Raw genomic sequence first — 15,140 nt, forward strand, 5'->3', positions numbered from 1 at the left:
GCTTCTTTCGACAAGCCCTGCCTTGGCCCGTCGATTACACCAGTTCCCTGCCCTTGGCGTCGATGGCGTTGGCCACGGCCTCGTCGGTGGCCTCGTCGGGCAACAGCATCTCGTTATGCGCCTTGCCCGACGGGATCATCGGGAAGCAGTTGGCGAGGTTCGCCACGCGGCAATCGAACAGCACGGGTTTCCTGACCGAGATCATCTCCTTGATGGCGTCGTCCAGCTCGTCCGGCTTCTCGCAACGTATGCCATGGCCGCCATAGGCCTCCGCCAGCTTGACGAAGTCCGGCATCGCCTCGGTGTAGGAATGCGACAGCCGGTTGCCGTGCAAGAGCTGCTGCCATTGCCGCACCATGCCCATATACTGGTTGTTGAGGATGAAGATCTTGATCGGCGCCTTGTACTGCACGGCGGCACTCATCTCCTGCATCGTCATCTGCACCGAGGCGTCGCCGGCAATGTCGATGACCAGAGCATCGGGATGCGCGATCTGCACGCCGAGTGCCGCCGGCAGGCCATAGCCCATCGTGCCCAGACCGCCTGAGGTCATCCAGCGGTTCGGCTTTTCGAAATGATAATGCTGCGCGGCCCACATCTGGTGCTGGCCGACCTCGGTGGTGATGTAGGTGTCCTTGTCCTTGGTCAGTTCGTAGAGCCGCTGGATGGCGTATTGCGGCATGATCACATCGTGGTTCATCTTATAGGCGAGTGAATCGCGACCGCGCCATTTGGCGATCTGCTCCCACCAGGGATAGAGCGCCTTCTTGTCGGCCTTGGCGGTTGCCCGCCACAGCCGCACCATATCCTCCAGCACCCGGCCGACATCGCCGATGATCGGCACCTCGGTGTGTACGTTCTTGTTGATCGAGGACGGGTCGATGTCGATGTGGATCTTCTTCGAGTTCGGCGAGAACGCGTTGAGCCGGCCGGTGATGCGGTCGTCAAAGCGCGCCCCGATGCAGATCATCACGTCGCAGTCATGCATGGCCATGTTGGCCTCGTAGGTGCCATGCATGCCGAGCATGCCGACCCAGTTCTTGCCGGATGCCGGATAGGCGCCCAGCCCCATCAGCGTCGAGGTGATCGGGAAACCGGTGAGGTCGACCAGTTCGCGCAGCAGATGGCTCGCTTCCGGACCGGAATTGATGACACCGCCGCCCGAATAGATGATCGGCTTCTTGGCGGTGGCCATCAGGTCGACCGCGGCCTTGATCTTCTCCAGATCGCCCTGAACCTTGGGCTGGTAGCTGGTGCGCGGTGCGATTTGCGGCGGGACGTAGAAACCCTTGGCGAACTGCACGTCCTTGGGGATGTCGACCACAACCGGACCGGGACGGCCCGTGGTCGCGACATGGAAAGCCTCATGGATGGTCGCGGCGAGTTCGTTGACGTCCTTCACCAGCCAGTTGTGCTTGGTGCAGGGGCGCGTGATGCCGACCGTGTCGCATTCCTGGAACGCGTCGGAGCCGATCAAGGAGGTCGGCACCTGGCCCGTCAGGCAGACCAGCGGGATCGAATCCATCAGCGCATCCTGCAGCGGCGTCACCGCATTGGTCGCGCCGGGGCCTGACGTCACCAGCATGACGCCGGCCTTGCCGGTCGAACGCGCATAGCCCTCGGCCGCATGGCCGGCACCTTGCTCATGCCGCACGAGAATGTGCTCGACATCGTCCTGCTGGAAGATCTCGTCATAGATCGGGAGAACCGCGCCGCCGGGATAACCGAAGACATGCTTGACGCCATTGTCCTTCAGCGCCTGCACCACCATTTCGGCGCCCGTCATCTCGCGCCGCTCACTCTGTCCGTTGCTCATCGGTCTGGTCCCGTACTGTCGCCACTTGGGCGTTGCCATTTGGGTGTTGTTGGTCGTTTAGTCGTGTTTCGGGCAATAAAAAAGGCCCCCGAGGGAGCCTGTGTGTTGCGCATGGGAGGTTTTCGCCCGGCGGTTACACCGCCTTGCCCACGCGCCTTCCTACGAGAATGAGTGCCTTTTTCATGGTCGCGGACACTACGGGCCGGCAAGGCGCCCTGTCAACGGCAAAAATCGCGCCGGCGATGAAGGCGCTTCCCAATTCGACCAATGGCCCGTCACGATTTCGCGATGGACGCCGCATCGTGCCGACACCACCCCCATCGCCGGTCGCAAGAGCGCTCCAAACCGGCTCGCAAACCGGGTTCTCCAGATAAGTCCTTGAAGCCACGCGAAACTATGGTGGGGCGTGACGAAGGCCGTCCTCTCTGCCGATACTTCATCGTCCGGCTTGCAAGTCGGGAGGAGCCACCATGACGGCCTGGATTTCACGGAGGATAACTTATGCTCGACAAGGCCCCAAGCAAGAAACTGTCCGACCTGCTCGACCAATTCGGCGGCGCCCTGGCCGCCAATGACATCGACAGGGCTGTCGGTTGCTTCCAGGAGGATTGCTACTGGCGCGACCTCGTCACCTTCACCTGGAACATCAAGACCATGGAAGGCCGGGACCAGGTCCGCGACATGCTGAAGAGCCAGCTGTCGAAGACAAAGCCGTCGCATTGGGCACTCGCCAAGGGCGAGGACGCGACCGAGAGCGACGGGCTGATCGAGGGCTGGATCAGTTTCGAGACCGAAGTGGCGCGCGGCTTTGGCCATATCAGGCTTAAGGAAGGCAAGATCTGGACTCTGCTGACCACCATGGTCGAATTGAAAGGCCACGAGGAACCGGCCGGCTTCGCGCGGCCGATGGGCGCCAAGCATGGCTCGGGCAAGAACCGTCCGACATGGAAGGAAGAGCGTGAGAAGGAAGCCGCCGAGCTCGGCTTCAAGACGCAGCCCTACACGCTCATCATCGGCGGCGGCCAGGGCGGCATCGCGCTCGGCGCAAGGCTGCGGCAGCTCGGCGTACCGACCATCATCGTCGAGAAGAACGAGCGCGCCGGCGACAGCTGGCGCAAGCGCTACAAGTCGCTCTGCCTGCACGATCCGGTCTGGTACGACCATCTGCCCTATATCGATTTCCCGAAGAACTGGCCGGTCTTCTCACCCAAGGACAAGATCGGCGACTGGCTGGAAATGTACACCAAGGTGATGGAGCTGAACTACTGGTCCTCGACGGAGGCCAAGAGCGCCTCCTATGACGACAAGAAGAAGGAATGGACCGTCGTCGTCCGCCGCGACGGCAAGGACATCACCTTGAAGCCCAAGCAATTGGTGCTGGCGACCGGACAGTCCGGCAAGGCCAATCTGCCGAAATTCAAGGGCATGGAGAGTTTCAAGGGCGATCAGCACCACTCCTCGAAGCACCCTGGCCCCGATGACTATGCCGGGAAAAGAGCCGTCGTCATCGGCTCCAACAATTCCGCCCATGACATCGCGGCGGCCCTTTGGGAAGCCGGCGCCGACGTCACCATGGTGCAGCGCTCGAGCACCCATATCTCCAGATCCGACACGTTGATGGAGATCGGACTGGGTTCGCTCTATTCGGAGCAGGCGCTGCAGAATGGCATCACCACGGCCAAGGCCGATTTGATCTTCGCCTCCCTGCCCTACAAGATCCTGCACGAGTTCCAGATTCCGGCCTATGCCGAGATGAAGAAGCGCGACGCGGCGTTCTACAAGGGACTGGAAAAGGCCGGTTTCATGCTCGACTGGGGCGACGACGAGTCCGGCTTGTTCATGAAGTACCTTAGGCGCGGCTCTGGCTATTATATCGATGTCGGCGCCTCCCAGCTGATCATCGATGGTTCGATCAAGCTGAAGAGCGGTGTCGCCGTCGAAGAGATCAAGCCGCATTCGGTTCTGCTCAGTGACGGATCCGAACTGCCCGCGGACCTCATCGTCTACGCCACCGGCTACGGGTCGATGAATGGCTGGGCCGCCGATCTGATATCGCGCGAAACCGCCGACAAGGTGGGGAAATGCTGGGGCCTCGGCTCCAACACCACCAAGGATCCCGGCCCCTGGGAAGGCGAATTGCGCAACATGTGGAAGCCGACGCAGCAGGAAGCGCTGTGGTTCCATGGCGGCAATCTGCACCAGTCGCGCCACTATTCGCAGTTCCTGTCGTTGCAGCTGAAGGCCCGGCATGCCGGCCTGCCGACGCCCGTCTACGGGCTGCAGACGGTGCACCACAAGGGATAGCGGGACTGGGTGGTCAGCTGCGGCCGGCACCAGGAAGGCGCGGCAAATGCCGCGCCTCCAGAATGCATCGCTATGCGCGCGGAATGTCTGTGACGTCGAGCGTTTCGGACCGGCTCGCCGGATCGAGGGAAGCTGGCTTGCCGACGAAGGCGCCGGGCTGCACCGGGGGGGACGCCTTCGGTATGACCGCGCTCTCGGCATTACTCGGACCTATGTGGCGTCACCGCCCCCTTGCCCGTCGAAGCAGAAGCACATGGGTTTTGGTGATGAACCGCCGTTAGGCGTAGTTGGCGAAATCGTGCACGACGCGCTGCAGCAACGGCACGTAGTCGCGAAACGCCCGCGTCTTCATGTTCGCAACCTTGCCGCCCTCGTCCCAGATACGGACCCGCACCGCTTCCTCGTGGAACGGGTTTTTGCGGAAATCGGCCACCTCGTCGGCGCTCATTGGTCCGCCCTGCAGCGACAGCGTGTGGACCGAAGCCGGCGACAGCCTGGAGAAATAGGTCGGGTCGGTGGCGCAGAGATAGCGCTTGGCCGCGACATGCAGCCTCACACATTCGACGATGACCGGCGGGAAGAACGGCGCCAGCACCTCGCCGCCGGCCTCATCATGGTGCTTGTCCTCGACATCGTCGGGCGAATAGGTGCCGAACTCGCTGGTGTAGTGGCCAATGTCGTGCAGCAGCGCGGCCGCCACCAGCACTTCGGGCGCACCATCCTGCTCCGCCAGCCAGGCCCCCTGCAGCATGTGCTCGGACATGGTCACCGGCTCGCCGAGATAGGATTCCGCGCCCCGGCGCTCGAAAATGTCGGCGATGAATTCGACGATATTGTCCGCGTTCAAATCCTGGCCGCTCATTCCGCGGCCTCCTTGAAGCTGTGCTCGATCGCCGCAAGCGTCGACAGCAGGCCGTCCTTGTCGGCGTAGCAACCCTGCAGCCAGCGTTTGCCGCTGCCGGAAAACGCCTTGCGGGCATGCATGACACGCGTGTTGTCGACGATGAAGGCCTGGCCAGGTTGAAGCTTGAACGTCACTTCGAAGGCGGGATCCTCGATCAGCTCGGCGAACCGGCGATAGGCGGCATAGTAGGCGTCCATATAGGCGAACGACACGTCGACGACAGGCGCCAGCGAACGGTTGTTGAAGCGGATGCAGATCAGCTCGCCATCCGGTCCGAGCTCGATCATCGGCCGCTTCGCCTGCAGCCGCACGCCGGACGAGCCGGCATATTCGAAGCGCGCCGGACAGGAACTCAACAGCCGGAAGCCTTCAGCGTTTTCGGCCTGCAGCGCGGCCGCAACGGCAAAACCGTCGACCACGCTGGACTCGCCGCCCTCCACCGTGTTCTCGACACAGGCCAGGATCTGCAGCGTCGGCACCGGATCGCGATAGGGATTGTCGGTGTGCGCCTGGAGGCCGAGATTGGTGTAGGCGAGATTGTTCGGATTGACCTCGGCGCGCACTTCGAACCAGCGGCCGTAATTGGTCTCCCTGATATAGCCGAACAGGTCGGAGACCTTGCACAACGCCCCGGACTCCGCCGGCAGGCCGTCCATTACCGCAAAGCCGTAGGTTCGTACCGCCGAAAGCCATTCGCGCAGGACGCTGCGGCCATGAAAGGCCGCCTTGTAGCTGGCGCGCGGCACCGAATTCTGCATCGTCGCCTTGGTCCAGCGCTGGATGATATCGCCCGTCCAGCCGGGTTCGCGAAGCTCGTCGCGGTCATAGGCGTTGGCGCTGAGCCACTGCGCGGGAAAGCTGACCGTCTTTGCCTCCGGCACGAAGCTAACTTCCAGCGCGCCGCCCTTGATCGCGGCCGCGCCGATCCTCGTCTCGGCCGGAATGTCGAGGATGGTGATCAGCCGCTGGCCATTGCCGGCGCTGCGCGTCTTGTCGTCCAGCGCATTGTCACGCAGCCACATGGCGTGAAAGCGGGTGCGTCTCCCACCCTGCCAGCCAAGTTCGATCGTTCTGCCTTCGTCGCCAATCAGCGCGTGGGTGAGCATGGATCCGTTCCTGTCCTCTACGCCCGCGGCCCGGTCCGCAGGGTTTCGATTGCATGTTGGCAACAAGGCAGGCATAACTCAAATTATCATTTTTTAGCCAAAGACCACAAATTTCTAATGTCTCAAAAACCCATTCCCGCTCTGCCTCCCCTCGACTGGCTGCGCAGTTTCGAGGCCGCGGCACGGCTGTCGAATTTCACGGCGGCCGCGGCCGAACTCGGCCTGACCCAAGCGGCCGTCAGCCAACATATCCGGCTGCTCGAGGAGCGGTTGAAGACGCGCCTGTTCTCGCGGCTGGCGCGCGGCGTCGCGCTGTCGCCCGAGGGTGCCGCCTATCTGCCGCACATCCAGTCGGCTTTCGCCACCATCTCCAGCAGCACGACCGAACTGTTCGAGCCGCGCGCGCTGCAGACCGTATCGATCCGGGTGCCGATCTCCTTCGCCTTGCTGATACTGGTCCCGGCGCTGCCCGATCTCGCCCAGGCGCTGCCGCGCATCCAGCTCGATCTGGTGACGATCCATCGGCCGACCGATTACGACTTGCCGGGCTCGGCGCTCGACATCCGTTTCGGCAACGGCTCCTTTCCCGGACGCGAGGCCGACAGGCTGACTGCCGAGCGCCTTGTGCCGTTGGCAAGTCCGACCCTCGCCGGTGCCGCCGACTGGACAGCCCTGCCGCTGCTTCTGGTCGCCGGCGCGCGCGAAATGTGGGCGGAATGGTTCGCGGCCGCTGGACTGGCCGGCCACCCCCAGCGGTCGCATCGCTTCGACAGTTTCGTCGCGGCGATGGAAGCGGCGAGCGCTGGCACCGGCGTGCTTCTGGGGTCGCGGCCGCTAGTCGACGCTGCGCTCAAGGCCAGGAGCCTAGTGCCGCTTTCCGATTTCGAGCTCTCCAGCAGCTCAGGCCATTTTCTGACCAGCGCATCGACCGCGCGCCTGACCAGTGCCGAACAGGATTTCCGCCAGTGGTTGCTGGGGCACCTATCCAGGAAGGCCCCGACGTAGAGGCCTCAATCGAGAAGGCGCACGCGGCGTCGCTTGCGCGCGGCCTTGATGGCGCTGATCCGCTCGGTGTCTTCTTCTCGCAGATGCCGTCCACGCTCCAGGATCTCGAGCGTGTATTCCTCATAGGTCAGGCCCAGCCGTTCGGCCTTGTCCATGCGCATCAGCATGATTTCGCGGCTCGGCGCCTTCCATGCCTTGGCGTGCGCGGCCTGCCAGGCCAGGAAAATATAGGGGTCGCCCTTGCCCCAGGGTGGCCCCTTATACTCATCAAGAGGCGGCCCCCCATTGTGGGAGCGCTTTGGCCGTCTCGCCATGATCTCAGCCCCTGACCAGCGCGACGAGATAGTCGGCGCCCGCCTCCAGGGCATGGAAGGTGCAGTCCGACGGCGCGCCGAGCGCCAGGCAGTCGCCGGGTTCGAGCCTGTGCACCACATCACCCTCGGTGAATTCGAGCCGTCCGGAAATCAGCCAGATCTGCTGCTTGATGAAGGCGTAAGAAGCCGCCGGCAGACTGACCCTGGCGCCCGCCGGCAGATGCACCTTGATCAGTTCGAGCGGCATGTCGCCGGCCGGTGACAGATGCCGCCTGACATAGCCTGTATCGGGATCGCGCCACACCTGCTGATCGGCCTCGCGCAGCAGCCCGCCGCTTTGCAATTCCGCGCGCGCGATGAGGGTCGACAGCGTCATGCCGAACGCTGCTGCGATGCGCACCAGAAGGGCCGCCGTCGGGCTGGTCATGCCACGCTCGATCGTGCTCAGCATGGCCTTGGAAACACCGGACCGCTCGGCAAGCTCGGCCAGCGACCAGTCCCGCATGACCCTTTCGGCGTGGATCCGCCTGCCGATGGTCGAAGAAATATCGTTCGCTATATCGCCCATTCGTCCACTATAGCGAAATGCCTGAGATGGAGAAGAGCCGTGTCGCGACAATTTTCGCCAGGCGCTTAATCCTCTCTACACCATCCGACCTCATCCGGCCTTAACCCCATTCCGGTAGGGTCTGATATCAAGGGAAATGGGGATTGGCCTGTCCATGTATGTCGAACGCGAAGCTTCCGTCGGAGAACCGACATCGCAGGAGCGCCGCAACGCAGAGCAGAACGACCGGCGCATCCTGGGCAACGTCGTGCAATGCGACGGCGCGCGCGCCACCATCGCCGCCTATGCCGACGATGTCGACGGCGCGGTGACAGGCCTTTGGACGGTCGGCAAGATGATCTCGATCAATCTGGGCACGACCCGAACCGTTGGCCTGGTCTACGGCATCGGCAAATCGGACCGCGCCTGGAGCAGTGAAGGCCAGAACCCCATCGAGGTCAGCATCGAGTTGATCGGTGAAGTACGCGATGGGGCCGAGCCCGGAGCCAAGCCGATCTTCGACCGCGGCATCACCACCTATCCGCATATCGGCGCGGTTGCGCATCGCATCCGCAGCCGCGATCTGCAGGCCGTCTACGATCTGGCCGGCCGCCATTCCATCACCATTGGTTCGCTGTCGCAGGACGAGGCGATCGCCGCCAACATCGCCATCGACGACACGCTGGCGCGCCATTTCGCCATTGTCGGCACCACCGGCGTCGGCAAATCCACCGCCGTCTCGCTGCTGCTGCGCAAATCGATCGCGGCGCGGCCGGATCTGCGTATCCTGATCCTCGACCCGCACAATGAATTCGCGGCGTCGCTGCCGGAATATTGCGTCAAGGTCGATTCCAAGACGCTCGACCTGCCGTTCTGGATGTTCAAGCTCGAGGAATTCGCCGAGGTGCTGTTTCGCGGCCGTGAAACGGTTCCGGAAGAGATCGACGCCCTGCGCGACCTCATTCCGCTGGCCAAGAGCCTCTACCGCAACCCGAATTCAGGTGCCTATCTCAGGCGCGGCAACGACGCGTTGACCGCCGATACGCCGGTTCCTTACCGCATCGCGGACCTGCTCAAGCAGATCGACGAACGTATGGGCATGCTCGAAAGCAAGAACGAGCGCCCGACGCTCAAATCGCTGAAGACGCGCATCGAATCGGCGTCCGCCGATCCGCGCTATCGCTTCATGTTCAGTTCGCGCCTGATCGAGGATACCATCCACGAGACGATCGGCAACATCTTCCGCGTGCCGCATCACGGCCGGCCGGTGACCTGCTTCGAGATGGCCGGCATGCCTTCCGAAGTGGTCAACTCCGTCTGTTCGGTGCTGGCGCGCCTGGCCTTCGACCTCGCTCTGTGGAGCGAGGGCAAGCTGCAGCTGCTGTTGCTTTGCGAGGAAGCGCATCGCTACATGCCGGCCGATCCGCGTCTCGGCTTCGCGCCGACCAGGCACGCGCTGTCGCGCATCGCCAAGGAAGGCCGCAAATATGGCTGCTATCTCGGCGTCGTCACGCAGCGCCCCGGCGAGCTTGACCCGACCATCCTGTCGCAATGTTCGACCTTCTTCGCCATGCGGCTCGCCAACGAGCAGGACCAGGCGATCATCCGCTCGGCCATCGCCGACTCCTCCGCCTCCACGCTTGCCTTCCTGTCGTCCATGGGACAGCGCGAAGCCATCGCCTTCGGCGAAGGCGTGGCGACGACCATGCGGCTGAAATTCGAAAGACTGCCCAGCCACCTGCTTCCCGGCGCGGCCAAGCGCGAACAGATCGAGTCGCCAAAGGCCGGCGACGATGTCGACCTGGTGGCGATCGTCGAGCGGCTGCGCAACGTGCCGAAACCGACGCCGCAGGCGATGGCCTTCGCCGAAGTGGTCGATTCCGGTCGCCAGGCCGGCGATCCCGACTACCGCAAGCCGGCAACCGGCCGCGTGCAATCGGATGACGATTTCGACATGCGCTACGGCCTGAAGCCCGCCACCTTCGGCCTGCGCCCCCAGAACGACTGAGCCTCAAGCGTCACGCCCATTTGCCGGCAGTTCCGAGAAGCCGCGCCAAACTTCCATGGCTCTTCTTCGTTCGAACGCTTGGGTAAATCCCGTCAGGAAATTCGTCAGGCTGAGTCGGCTGGTGCTGATTTCGAGAACCGGAGCGGAGCGGGCTTTTGGTGCGTGAGCTCAGTTCTACTGCGACGCAGTAGAACGGGGAAGCGCAGAAAACGGCAGCAGACGGCCGGCCTCACGAATTCAATGATGGGATTTTAGGCGCAGACGCGGTTGCGGCCCTGCCTCTTCGCCTCATAGAGCTGGCGGTCGGCACGGCGATAGAACTCCTCGGCCGTTTCCTTGCGGTCCCAGACGGCAAGGCCGACGCTGGTGGTGATCTTGAGCCGGACGTTGCCCGAAAGGATCGACATGTTGGCGATCGCCTTGCGGATGCGCTCGGCGAATTTGGCCAGCAGCTCCGCCTCCATGTTGGGCGTGACCACGGCAAACTCCTCGCCGCCCAGCCGTGCCACCACGTCGTGGAAACGTGTCATGTCCTTGAGGCAACTGGCGACGGCCCTGAGCACTTCGTCGCCGACATCGTGGCCGTGCGTGTCGTTGACCTGCTTGAAATGGTCGAGATCGAGGATCATCAGCCCGACCGGCTTTTCGATGCGGCGGAACTCCTCGAGATATTCCTTAAGCGCATCGTCGAAATAGCGTCGGTTCTGCATGCCGGTCAGGCTGTCTGTCAGCGCGGCGTGCTCGAGCGTTTCGGAGCGAGCGCTGAGCGAAACCGTCATGGCGCGCAGCTTGCCTTCTTCCGTCGCCTGTTTGCGGATCAGCGGATAGATGAAGAAGATGCCGAAAAACAGCGCGGTCGCAAGCAGCACGCCGGTCGCGAACAACAGCTTGTTGAGGTAGATGACCTTGTCCAGGCCCGACTGGGTATGGAGTTCCGTGGCGAAGGATTGCAAGAGCCCATAGGCGTGCAGCGTCACCAGGCCAGCGGCCAGGATCACGAAAATAAAGACGAAAAAAGCGGATTCCGCCTTATGGAAACGCATCTGCTCCCCAATGGAAAAGTGCCCATCGACCTTATGGCACGGACCGCCTTACGGAGCGTTAATCCCGGCAACTTCGGCGCGAACCCTTCCGTCATGGTCAACTTTTTAAGTTGCATTAGCAACAAGTGTTTGGATCGTGGTTTCGAGATCGTCACCGGGGCGCAATCTCTGCCATTCCGGCCCCAGCTGGTGGCGAAACCAAGTCGCCTGCCGCTTGGCGTATTGCCGGGTTGCAATCTTGGCGCGCTCGATTGCTTCGGGAAAGCTCAGCTCTCCAGCCATCGCCGCCTGCAGGTCCCGAACGCCGATCGCCTTCATCGCCGGCAGATCCGGATCGAGGCGAAGGGCCGCAAGCTGCCTGACTTCCTCCAGCGCGCCCTTGTCCAGCATCTGGTCGAAGCGCCTCTCGATGCGATTGCCCAGCGCGGCCCGATCCGGCTCGATGACCAGGAAACGCGCCGTCTGCCTGTCGATGAGCGGCCGGCCGCGCTCCGCCTGCCATTCCAGGATCGATCGGCCGGAGGCGTCGAGCACTTCGAGCGCCCGCACGATGCGCTGGCTGTCGGTAGGCTTGAGCTGCATGGCGGCTCTCGAATCCTCGCGCAACAGCAGGCCGTGCAGCTTGACCGCGCCTTGCTCTTTCAGCTCGTAGCGCCACCGGTCGCGGATGCGCGGCGGAATGTCAGGCATTTCCGAAATACCCTCGGCCAGCGCGCGAAAATAGAGGCCGGTGCCTCCGACAAAGACCGGCCGCCCCGACAGCACGCCGTCGTCGATGAGTTTCATCACATCGCGCAGCCACGCGCCCGTCGAATAGGCGGTAGCGGGATGAACGTGGCCGTAGAGGAAATGCGGCACCCGTGCGAGGTCGGCCGCTTCCGGCCGGGCGGTCAGCACATCGAGCACCGAATAGCCCTGCATGGAATCGGTATTGACGATGACGCCGCCTGCACGTTCGGCCAGTTCGAGCGCCAATGCCGACTTGCCGCTGGCGGTCGGCCCGGCTATCAGGATCGCGTTCTTCACGCGGCCTTCGCCCGCATCCGCGCCGGAATTCTCGATGCCGCTCATTGCCACGCTTGTTTCCCGTCCCGCTGACCGCGCCCTATCGCCGTCGCTTGCGAATATGGCCTCGCGGTCGGTGGGCGCAAGCACTGTCGTCTGGCTGGCCGAAGGCATTGCCTGCGATCTTGGCTTGCCGCAAGAGGCTGATACCGCCAATACCACGGCTGCCCTGCGTGCCGCATTGGCCGCGGAACCGGTCGACGTGATCGTCCAGCAGGCCGAAACGCGCCGTAAGCAAATCCTCATCGCCGACATGGATTCGACCATGATCGACCAGGAGTGCATCGACGAGCTGGCCGACGAGATCGGCGTCAAGGAGCACGTCGCGGCGATCACCGCGCGATCGATGAACGGCGAGATCGCCTTCGAGCCGGCCCTGCGCGAACGCGTCGCGCTGTTGAAGGGGCTCGATGCCGCCGTCGTCGACCGCATCGTCGCCAATCGGCTGACATTGGCCTCGGGCGGCCGCGCGCTGGTCCAGACCATGCGCGCCAATGGCGCCTGGGCGGCGCTCGTCTCGGGCGGCTTCGAAGTGTTCACGACCCGCATCGCGGCCATGCTGGGCTTTCAGGAGAACCGCGCCAACCGCCTGCTCGAACAGGATGGACGCTTTACCGGCATGGTCGGCGAGCCGATCCTCGGCCGCGCCGCCAAGGCCGACGCGCTGCTCGAAATATCCGCACGCCTTGGCCTGACGCCGGCCGACGCCATCGCCGTCGGCGATGGCGCCAATGACCTCGATATGATCCGGCTTGCCGGCACCGGTGTGGCGCTTCACGCCAAGCCGACCGTGGCGGTGCAGGCCAAGGTTCGCATCGACCATGGCGACCTCACCGCACTGCTCTATCTGCAGGGCTATCGCCAGGAAGAGTTCGTCCAATGAAACCCATGCGCACCGAACGCCTCATCCTGCGCAATTGGGAGGAGCGTGACCGCGAGCTCTTCCATCGCATCAATTCCGATGAACGCGTCATGGAATTCTTCCCGTTCCGTCGTGACCGTGCCGCGGCGGACGCCAAGATGGACGAATTCCGCGCCTGGATCGATGAGGACGGCTATGGCTTCGCCGCGGCCGAGATTGCCGCGACCGGCGAATGTATCGGTTTCGTCGGTCTCCTAGATACCGATCACGTGCCATCCCTGCCGGCCGGTACCATCGAGATCGGCTGGCGGCTGGCGCCCGAATTCTGGGGCAAGGGCTATGTCACCGAGGCCTCGGAAGCCTGGCTGGCTTACGGTTTCGAGACATTGGCCGTCGACGAGATCGTCTCCTTCGCGGTCGCGGCAAACCACCGTTCGACCGCCGTGATGAAACGCCTCGGCATGACAGCCGATCCCTCAGCCGATTTTGATCACCCCGACATTCCCGACAGCCATCCAAAGCTCAAGCGGCATGTGCTCTACCGGCTTTCGCGCGAGAATTGGCGGGCAAGAAAAAAGGCGGCTGGTTAGCCGCCTTTTTTGGGAATCGCCGGATTGAAATCTCAATCCATCCGGATGGTCACGAAGCGCAACTCGCCGGTCTTCGACGCCAGCATCAGGAGCGCGTTCTTGCGGCCCTGCTCCTTCAGCGCGCCGATCCGATCCATGACGTCCTTGGGCGTGGCGACCGATTCCTGCGCGATCTCGGTGATCACCTCGCCCGGCTGGATGCCGCGCTCGGCGGCGGCCGAATCCTTGGCCACGTCCGTGATGACGACGCCGGAGACATCGCCGGCGATGCTGAACTTCTTGCGCGTCTCGTCATTGAGCTCGCCGACGGTCATGCCGAGCACCGAGGCGGTCGAGACGGCTGGAGCCTGTTTGCCCTTGTCCTGGTCGGTGTTGCCGTTCTCGCCGCTGGCAAGCTTCTCGCCATCCTCGAGCCGACCGAGCGTCACCTTCACCGTCTGCTCGACGCCCTTGCGCACGATCAGCACATCGACGGCCTTGCCGACAGGGCTTTCGGCGACCACGCGCGGCAGGTCGCGCATTTCATGGATGTCCTTGCCGTCGAACTTGATGATGACGTCACCGGCCTGGATGGTGCCGTTGTCGACGGGGCCGCCCTTGATGACGCCGGCGACCAGCGCGCCCTTGGCGGTCGCCATGCCGAGGCTTTCGGCGATGTCGTCCGTCACCGGCTGGATGCGCACGCCGAGCCAGCCGCGCCGCGTCTCGCCAAACTGGCGCAACTGGTCGACGACGCCCGAGGCAAGCTGCGAGGGAATGGAGAAGCCAATGCCGATCGAGCCGCCGGACGGCGAAATGATCGCGGTGTTGATGCCGATGACTTCGCCGACGCTGTTGAACAGCGGCCCGCCCGAATTGCCGCGATTGATCGCGGCATCGGTCTGGATGAAATCGTCATAAGGACCGGAATTGATGTCGCGGTTGCGCGCCGAGACGATGCCGACCGTGACTGTGCCGCCAAGGCCGAATGGATTGCCGACCGCCATCACCCAGTCGCCGACGCGCATCTTGGTGGAATCACCGAACTTCACCGCGGTCAGCTTGTGGCCCTTCGGATCGACCTTCAGCACCGCGACGTCGGTCTTGGTGTCGGTGCCGACCAGCGTCGCCTTCAGGGTCACGCCATCGGAGAAATTGACTTCGATGTCGTCGGCGTCGGCGATCACGTGGTTGTTGGTGACGACGATGCCCTGCTCGGCATCGATGACGAAGCCGGATCCCAGCGACTGCACTTTCTGCGCACTATTGTCCTTGTCGCCGCCGCGGTTCTTGAAGAAGTCGTCGAAGAAGTCCTGGAAAGGCGAGCCTTCGGGAAGCTGCGGCATCGGCACGGCGCCCGGCCCTTCCGTGCCTTTCACCGTCTGCGAAGTCGAGATGTTGACCACCGCGCCGAGCACGCCCTGCGCCAGGTCGGCCACCGAAGCAGGTCCGTCGGCCGCGAAGGTCGGCGTCACGAAGGACGGGACGGCGACAGCGCCGACAAGAAGCGCTGCCGTGCCGGCGATGAGCGTCCGCCGTGCCGCGCGCAAAAGGAGTGTGGATGTCATCGAGAAGCCTCCCGGTCTTTCTGAAAGAG

13 protein-coding genes are annotated in these 15,140 nt (G+C 63.4%); 5 read left to right on the forward strand and 8 right to left on the reverse strand.

Features of this window, described 5'->3' with window-relative positions:
* Positions 1 to 34 precede the first annotated feature (34 nt).
* Positions 35 to 1,816 carry an acetolactate synthase 3 large subunit gene (locus tag AB4Z43_RS03135; RefSeq protein ID WP_202359701.1) on the reverse strand — a complete coding sequence of 594 codons (1,782 nt, stop codon included), beginning with the start codon at positions 1,814 to 1,816 and terminating at the stop codon, positions 35 to 37.
* Positions 1,817 to 2,317: 501 nt separating this feature from the next.
* Here AB4Z43_RS03135 and AB4Z43_RS03140 point away from each other — a divergent pair.
* Complete coding sequence (locus AB4Z43_RS03140; protein ID WP_441935859.1) at positions 2,318 to 4,120, forward strand: NAD(P)-binding domain-containing protein; 1,803 nt, start codon at positions 2,318 to 2,320, stop codon at positions 4,118 to 4,120.
* 277 nt (positions 4,121 to 4,397) lie between these two features.
* Here the strand turns inward: AB4Z43_RS03140 and tmpB are convergent, their stop codons facing one another.
* Positions 4,398 to 4,982: a (R)-1-hydroxy-2-trimethylaminoethylphosphonate oxygenase gene (tmpB, locus tag AB4Z43_RS03145; protein WP_019858995.1), complete on the reverse strand. Its 585-nt coding sequence runs from the start codon at positions 4,980 to 4,982 to the stop codon at positions 4,398 to 4,400.
* Positions 4,979 to 6,130, reverse strand: coding sequence for a 2-trimethylaminoethylphosphonate dioxygenase (gene tmpA, locus AB4Z43_RS03150; protein WP_441935861.1), 1,152 nt, complete (start codon positions 6,128 to 6,130; stop codon positions 4,979 to 4,981). Before tmpA ends, tmpB begins: the two co-directional genes overlap by 4 nt.
* A 117-nt stretch (positions 6,131 to 6,247) precedes the next feature.
* Between tmpA and AB4Z43_RS03155 the strand changes: the two genes are divergently transcribed.
* Positions 6,248 to 7,135, forward strand: coding sequence for a LysR family transcriptional regulator (locus AB4Z43_RS03155; protein WP_019858998.1), 888 nt, complete (start codon positions 6,248 to 6,250; stop codon positions 7,133 to 7,135).
* Between the two features lie 5 nt (positions 7,136 to 7,140).
* On the opposite strand, the gene AB4Z43_RS03160 is transcribed toward AB4Z43_RS03155, so the two are convergent.
* Positions 7,141 to 7,449, reverse strand: a complete 309-nt coding sequence (locus AB4Z43_RS03160; RefSeq protein WP_019858999.1) for a hypothetical protein — start codon at positions 7,447 to 7,449, stop codon at positions 7,141 to 7,143.
* Positions 7,450 to 7,453: 4 nt separating this feature from the next.
* Positions 7,454 to 8,017 (reverse strand): helix-turn-helix domain-containing protein, encoded by a 564-nt coding sequence (locus AB4Z43_RS03165; protein ID WP_019859000.1) that lies wholly within the window; start codon positions 8,015 to 8,017, stop codon positions 7,454 to 7,456.
* 154 nt (positions 8,018 to 8,171) lie between these two features.
* Here AB4Z43_RS03165 and AB4Z43_RS03170 point away from each other — a divergent pair, with 154 nt between their 5' ends.
* On the forward strand, positions 8,172 to 10,004 hold the full coding sequence (locus tag AB4Z43_RS03170; protein ID WP_038647649.1) for an ATP-binding protein: 1,833 nt from the start codon (positions 8,172 to 8,174) through the stop codon (positions 10,002 to 10,004).
* 251 nt (positions 10,005 to 10,255) lie between these two features.
* On the opposite strand, the gene AB4Z43_RS03175 is transcribed toward AB4Z43_RS03170, so the two are convergent.
* Both AB4Z43_RS03175 and miaA read right to left on the reverse strand, forming a co-directional pair.
* On the reverse strand, positions 10,256 to 11,047 hold the full coding sequence (locus AB4Z43_RS03175) for a GGDEF domain-containing protein (protein WP_019859002.1): 792 nt from the start codon (positions 11,045 to 11,047) through the stop codon (positions 10,256 to 10,258).
* Positions 11,048 to 11,152: 105 nt separating this feature from the next.
* Positions 11,153 to 12,118 carry a tRNA (adenosine(37)-N6)-dimethylallyltransferase MiaA gene (gene miaA, locus AB4Z43_RS03180; protein ID WP_441935865.1) on the reverse strand — a complete coding sequence of 322 codons (966 nt, stop codon included), beginning with the start codon at positions 12,116 to 12,118 and terminating at the stop codon, positions 11,153 to 11,155.
* Between miaA and serB the strand changes: the two genes are divergently transcribed.
* Positions 12,108 to 12,995 (forward strand): phosphoserine phosphatase SerB, encoded by an 888-nt coding sequence (serB, locus tag AB4Z43_RS03185; RefSeq protein WP_441935867.1) that lies wholly within the window; start codon positions 12,108 to 12,110, stop codon positions 12,993 to 12,995. The genes miaA and serB overlap by 11 nt on opposite strands.
* Positions 12,992 to 13,564 carry a GNAT family N-acetyltransferase gene (locus AB4Z43_RS03190; RefSeq protein WP_441935869.1) on the forward strand — a complete coding sequence of 191 codons (573 nt, stop codon included), beginning with the start codon at positions 12,992 to 12,994 and terminating at the stop codon, positions 13,562 to 13,564. Before serB ends, AB4Z43_RS03190 begins: the two co-directional genes overlap by 4 nt.
* A 32-nt stretch (positions 13,565 to 13,596) precedes the next feature.
* On the opposite strand, the gene AB4Z43_RS03195 is transcribed toward AB4Z43_RS03190, so the two are convergent.
* A complete protein-coding gene (locus tag AB4Z43_RS03195; protein WP_038647656.1) occupies positions 13,597 to 15,111 on the reverse strand; it encodes a DegQ family serine endoprotease in 1,515 nt (504 codons plus the stop codon).
* Between the last annotated feature and the right edge of the window lie 29 nt (positions 15,112 to 15,140).

Origin of the sequence: Mesorhizobium sp. 2RAF45, assembly GCF_052115225.1 — a bacterium.
Lineage (GTDB): Bacteria > Pseudomonadota > Alphaproteobacteria > Rhizobiales > Rhizobiaceae > Mesorhizobium > Mesorhizobium jarvisii.

Excerpts from the sequence above, each read along its gene's own strand:
- AB4Z43_RS03175 (WP_019859002.1), bottom strand. The coding sequence starts at position 11,047 with ATGCGTTTCCATAAGGCGGAATCCGCTTTTTTCGTCTTTATTTTCGTG.
- AB4Z43_RS03195 (WP_038647656.1), bottom strand. The coding sequence starts at position 15,111 with ATGACATCCACACTCCTTTTGCGCGCGGCACGGCGGACGCTCATCGCC.
- tmpA (WP_441935861.1), bottom strand. The coding sequence starts at position 6,130 with ATGCTCACCCACGCGCTGATTGGCGACGAAGGCAGAACGATCGAACTT.
- tmpB (WP_019858995.1), bottom strand. The coding sequence starts at position 4,982 with ATGAGCGGCCAGGATTTGAACGCGGACAATATCGTCGAATTCATCGCC.
- AB4Z43_RS03155 (WP_019858998.1), top strand. The coding sequence starts at position 6,248 with ATGTCTCAAAAACCCATTCCCGCTCTGCCTCCCCTCGACTGGCTGCGC.
- AB4Z43_RS03140 (WP_441935859.1), top strand. The coding sequence starts at position 2,318 with ATGCTCGACAAGGCCCCAAGCAAGAAACTGTCCGACCTGCTCGACCAA.
- AB4Z43_RS03170 (WP_038647649.1), top strand. The coding sequence starts at position 8,172 with ATGTATGTCGAACGCGAAGCTTCCGTCGGAGAACCGACATCGCAGGAG.
- AB4Z43_RS03160 (WP_019858999.1), bottom strand. The coding sequence starts at position 7,449 with ATGGCGAGACGGCCAAAGCGCTCCCACAATGGGGGGCCGCCTCTTGAT.
- AB4Z43_RS03190 (WP_441935869.1), top strand. The coding sequence starts at position 12,992 with ATGAAACCCATGCGCACCGAACGCCTCATCCTGCGCAATTGGGAGGAG.
- miaA (WP_441935865.1), bottom strand. The coding sequence starts at position 12,118 with ATGAGCGGCATCGAGAATTCCGGCGCGGATGCGGGCGAAGGCCGCGTG.
- serB (WP_441935867.1), top strand. The coding sequence starts at position 12,108 with ATGCCGCTCATTGCCACGCTTGTTTCCCGTCCCGCTGACCGCGCCCTA.
- AB4Z43_RS03165 (WP_019859000.1), bottom strand. The coding sequence starts at position 8,017 with ATGGGCGATATAGCGAACGATATTTCTTCGACCATCGGCAGGCGGATC.
- AB4Z43_RS03135 (WP_202359701.1), bottom strand. The coding sequence starts at position 1,816 with ATGAGCAACGGACAGAGTGAGCGGCGCGAGATGACGGGCGCCGAAATG.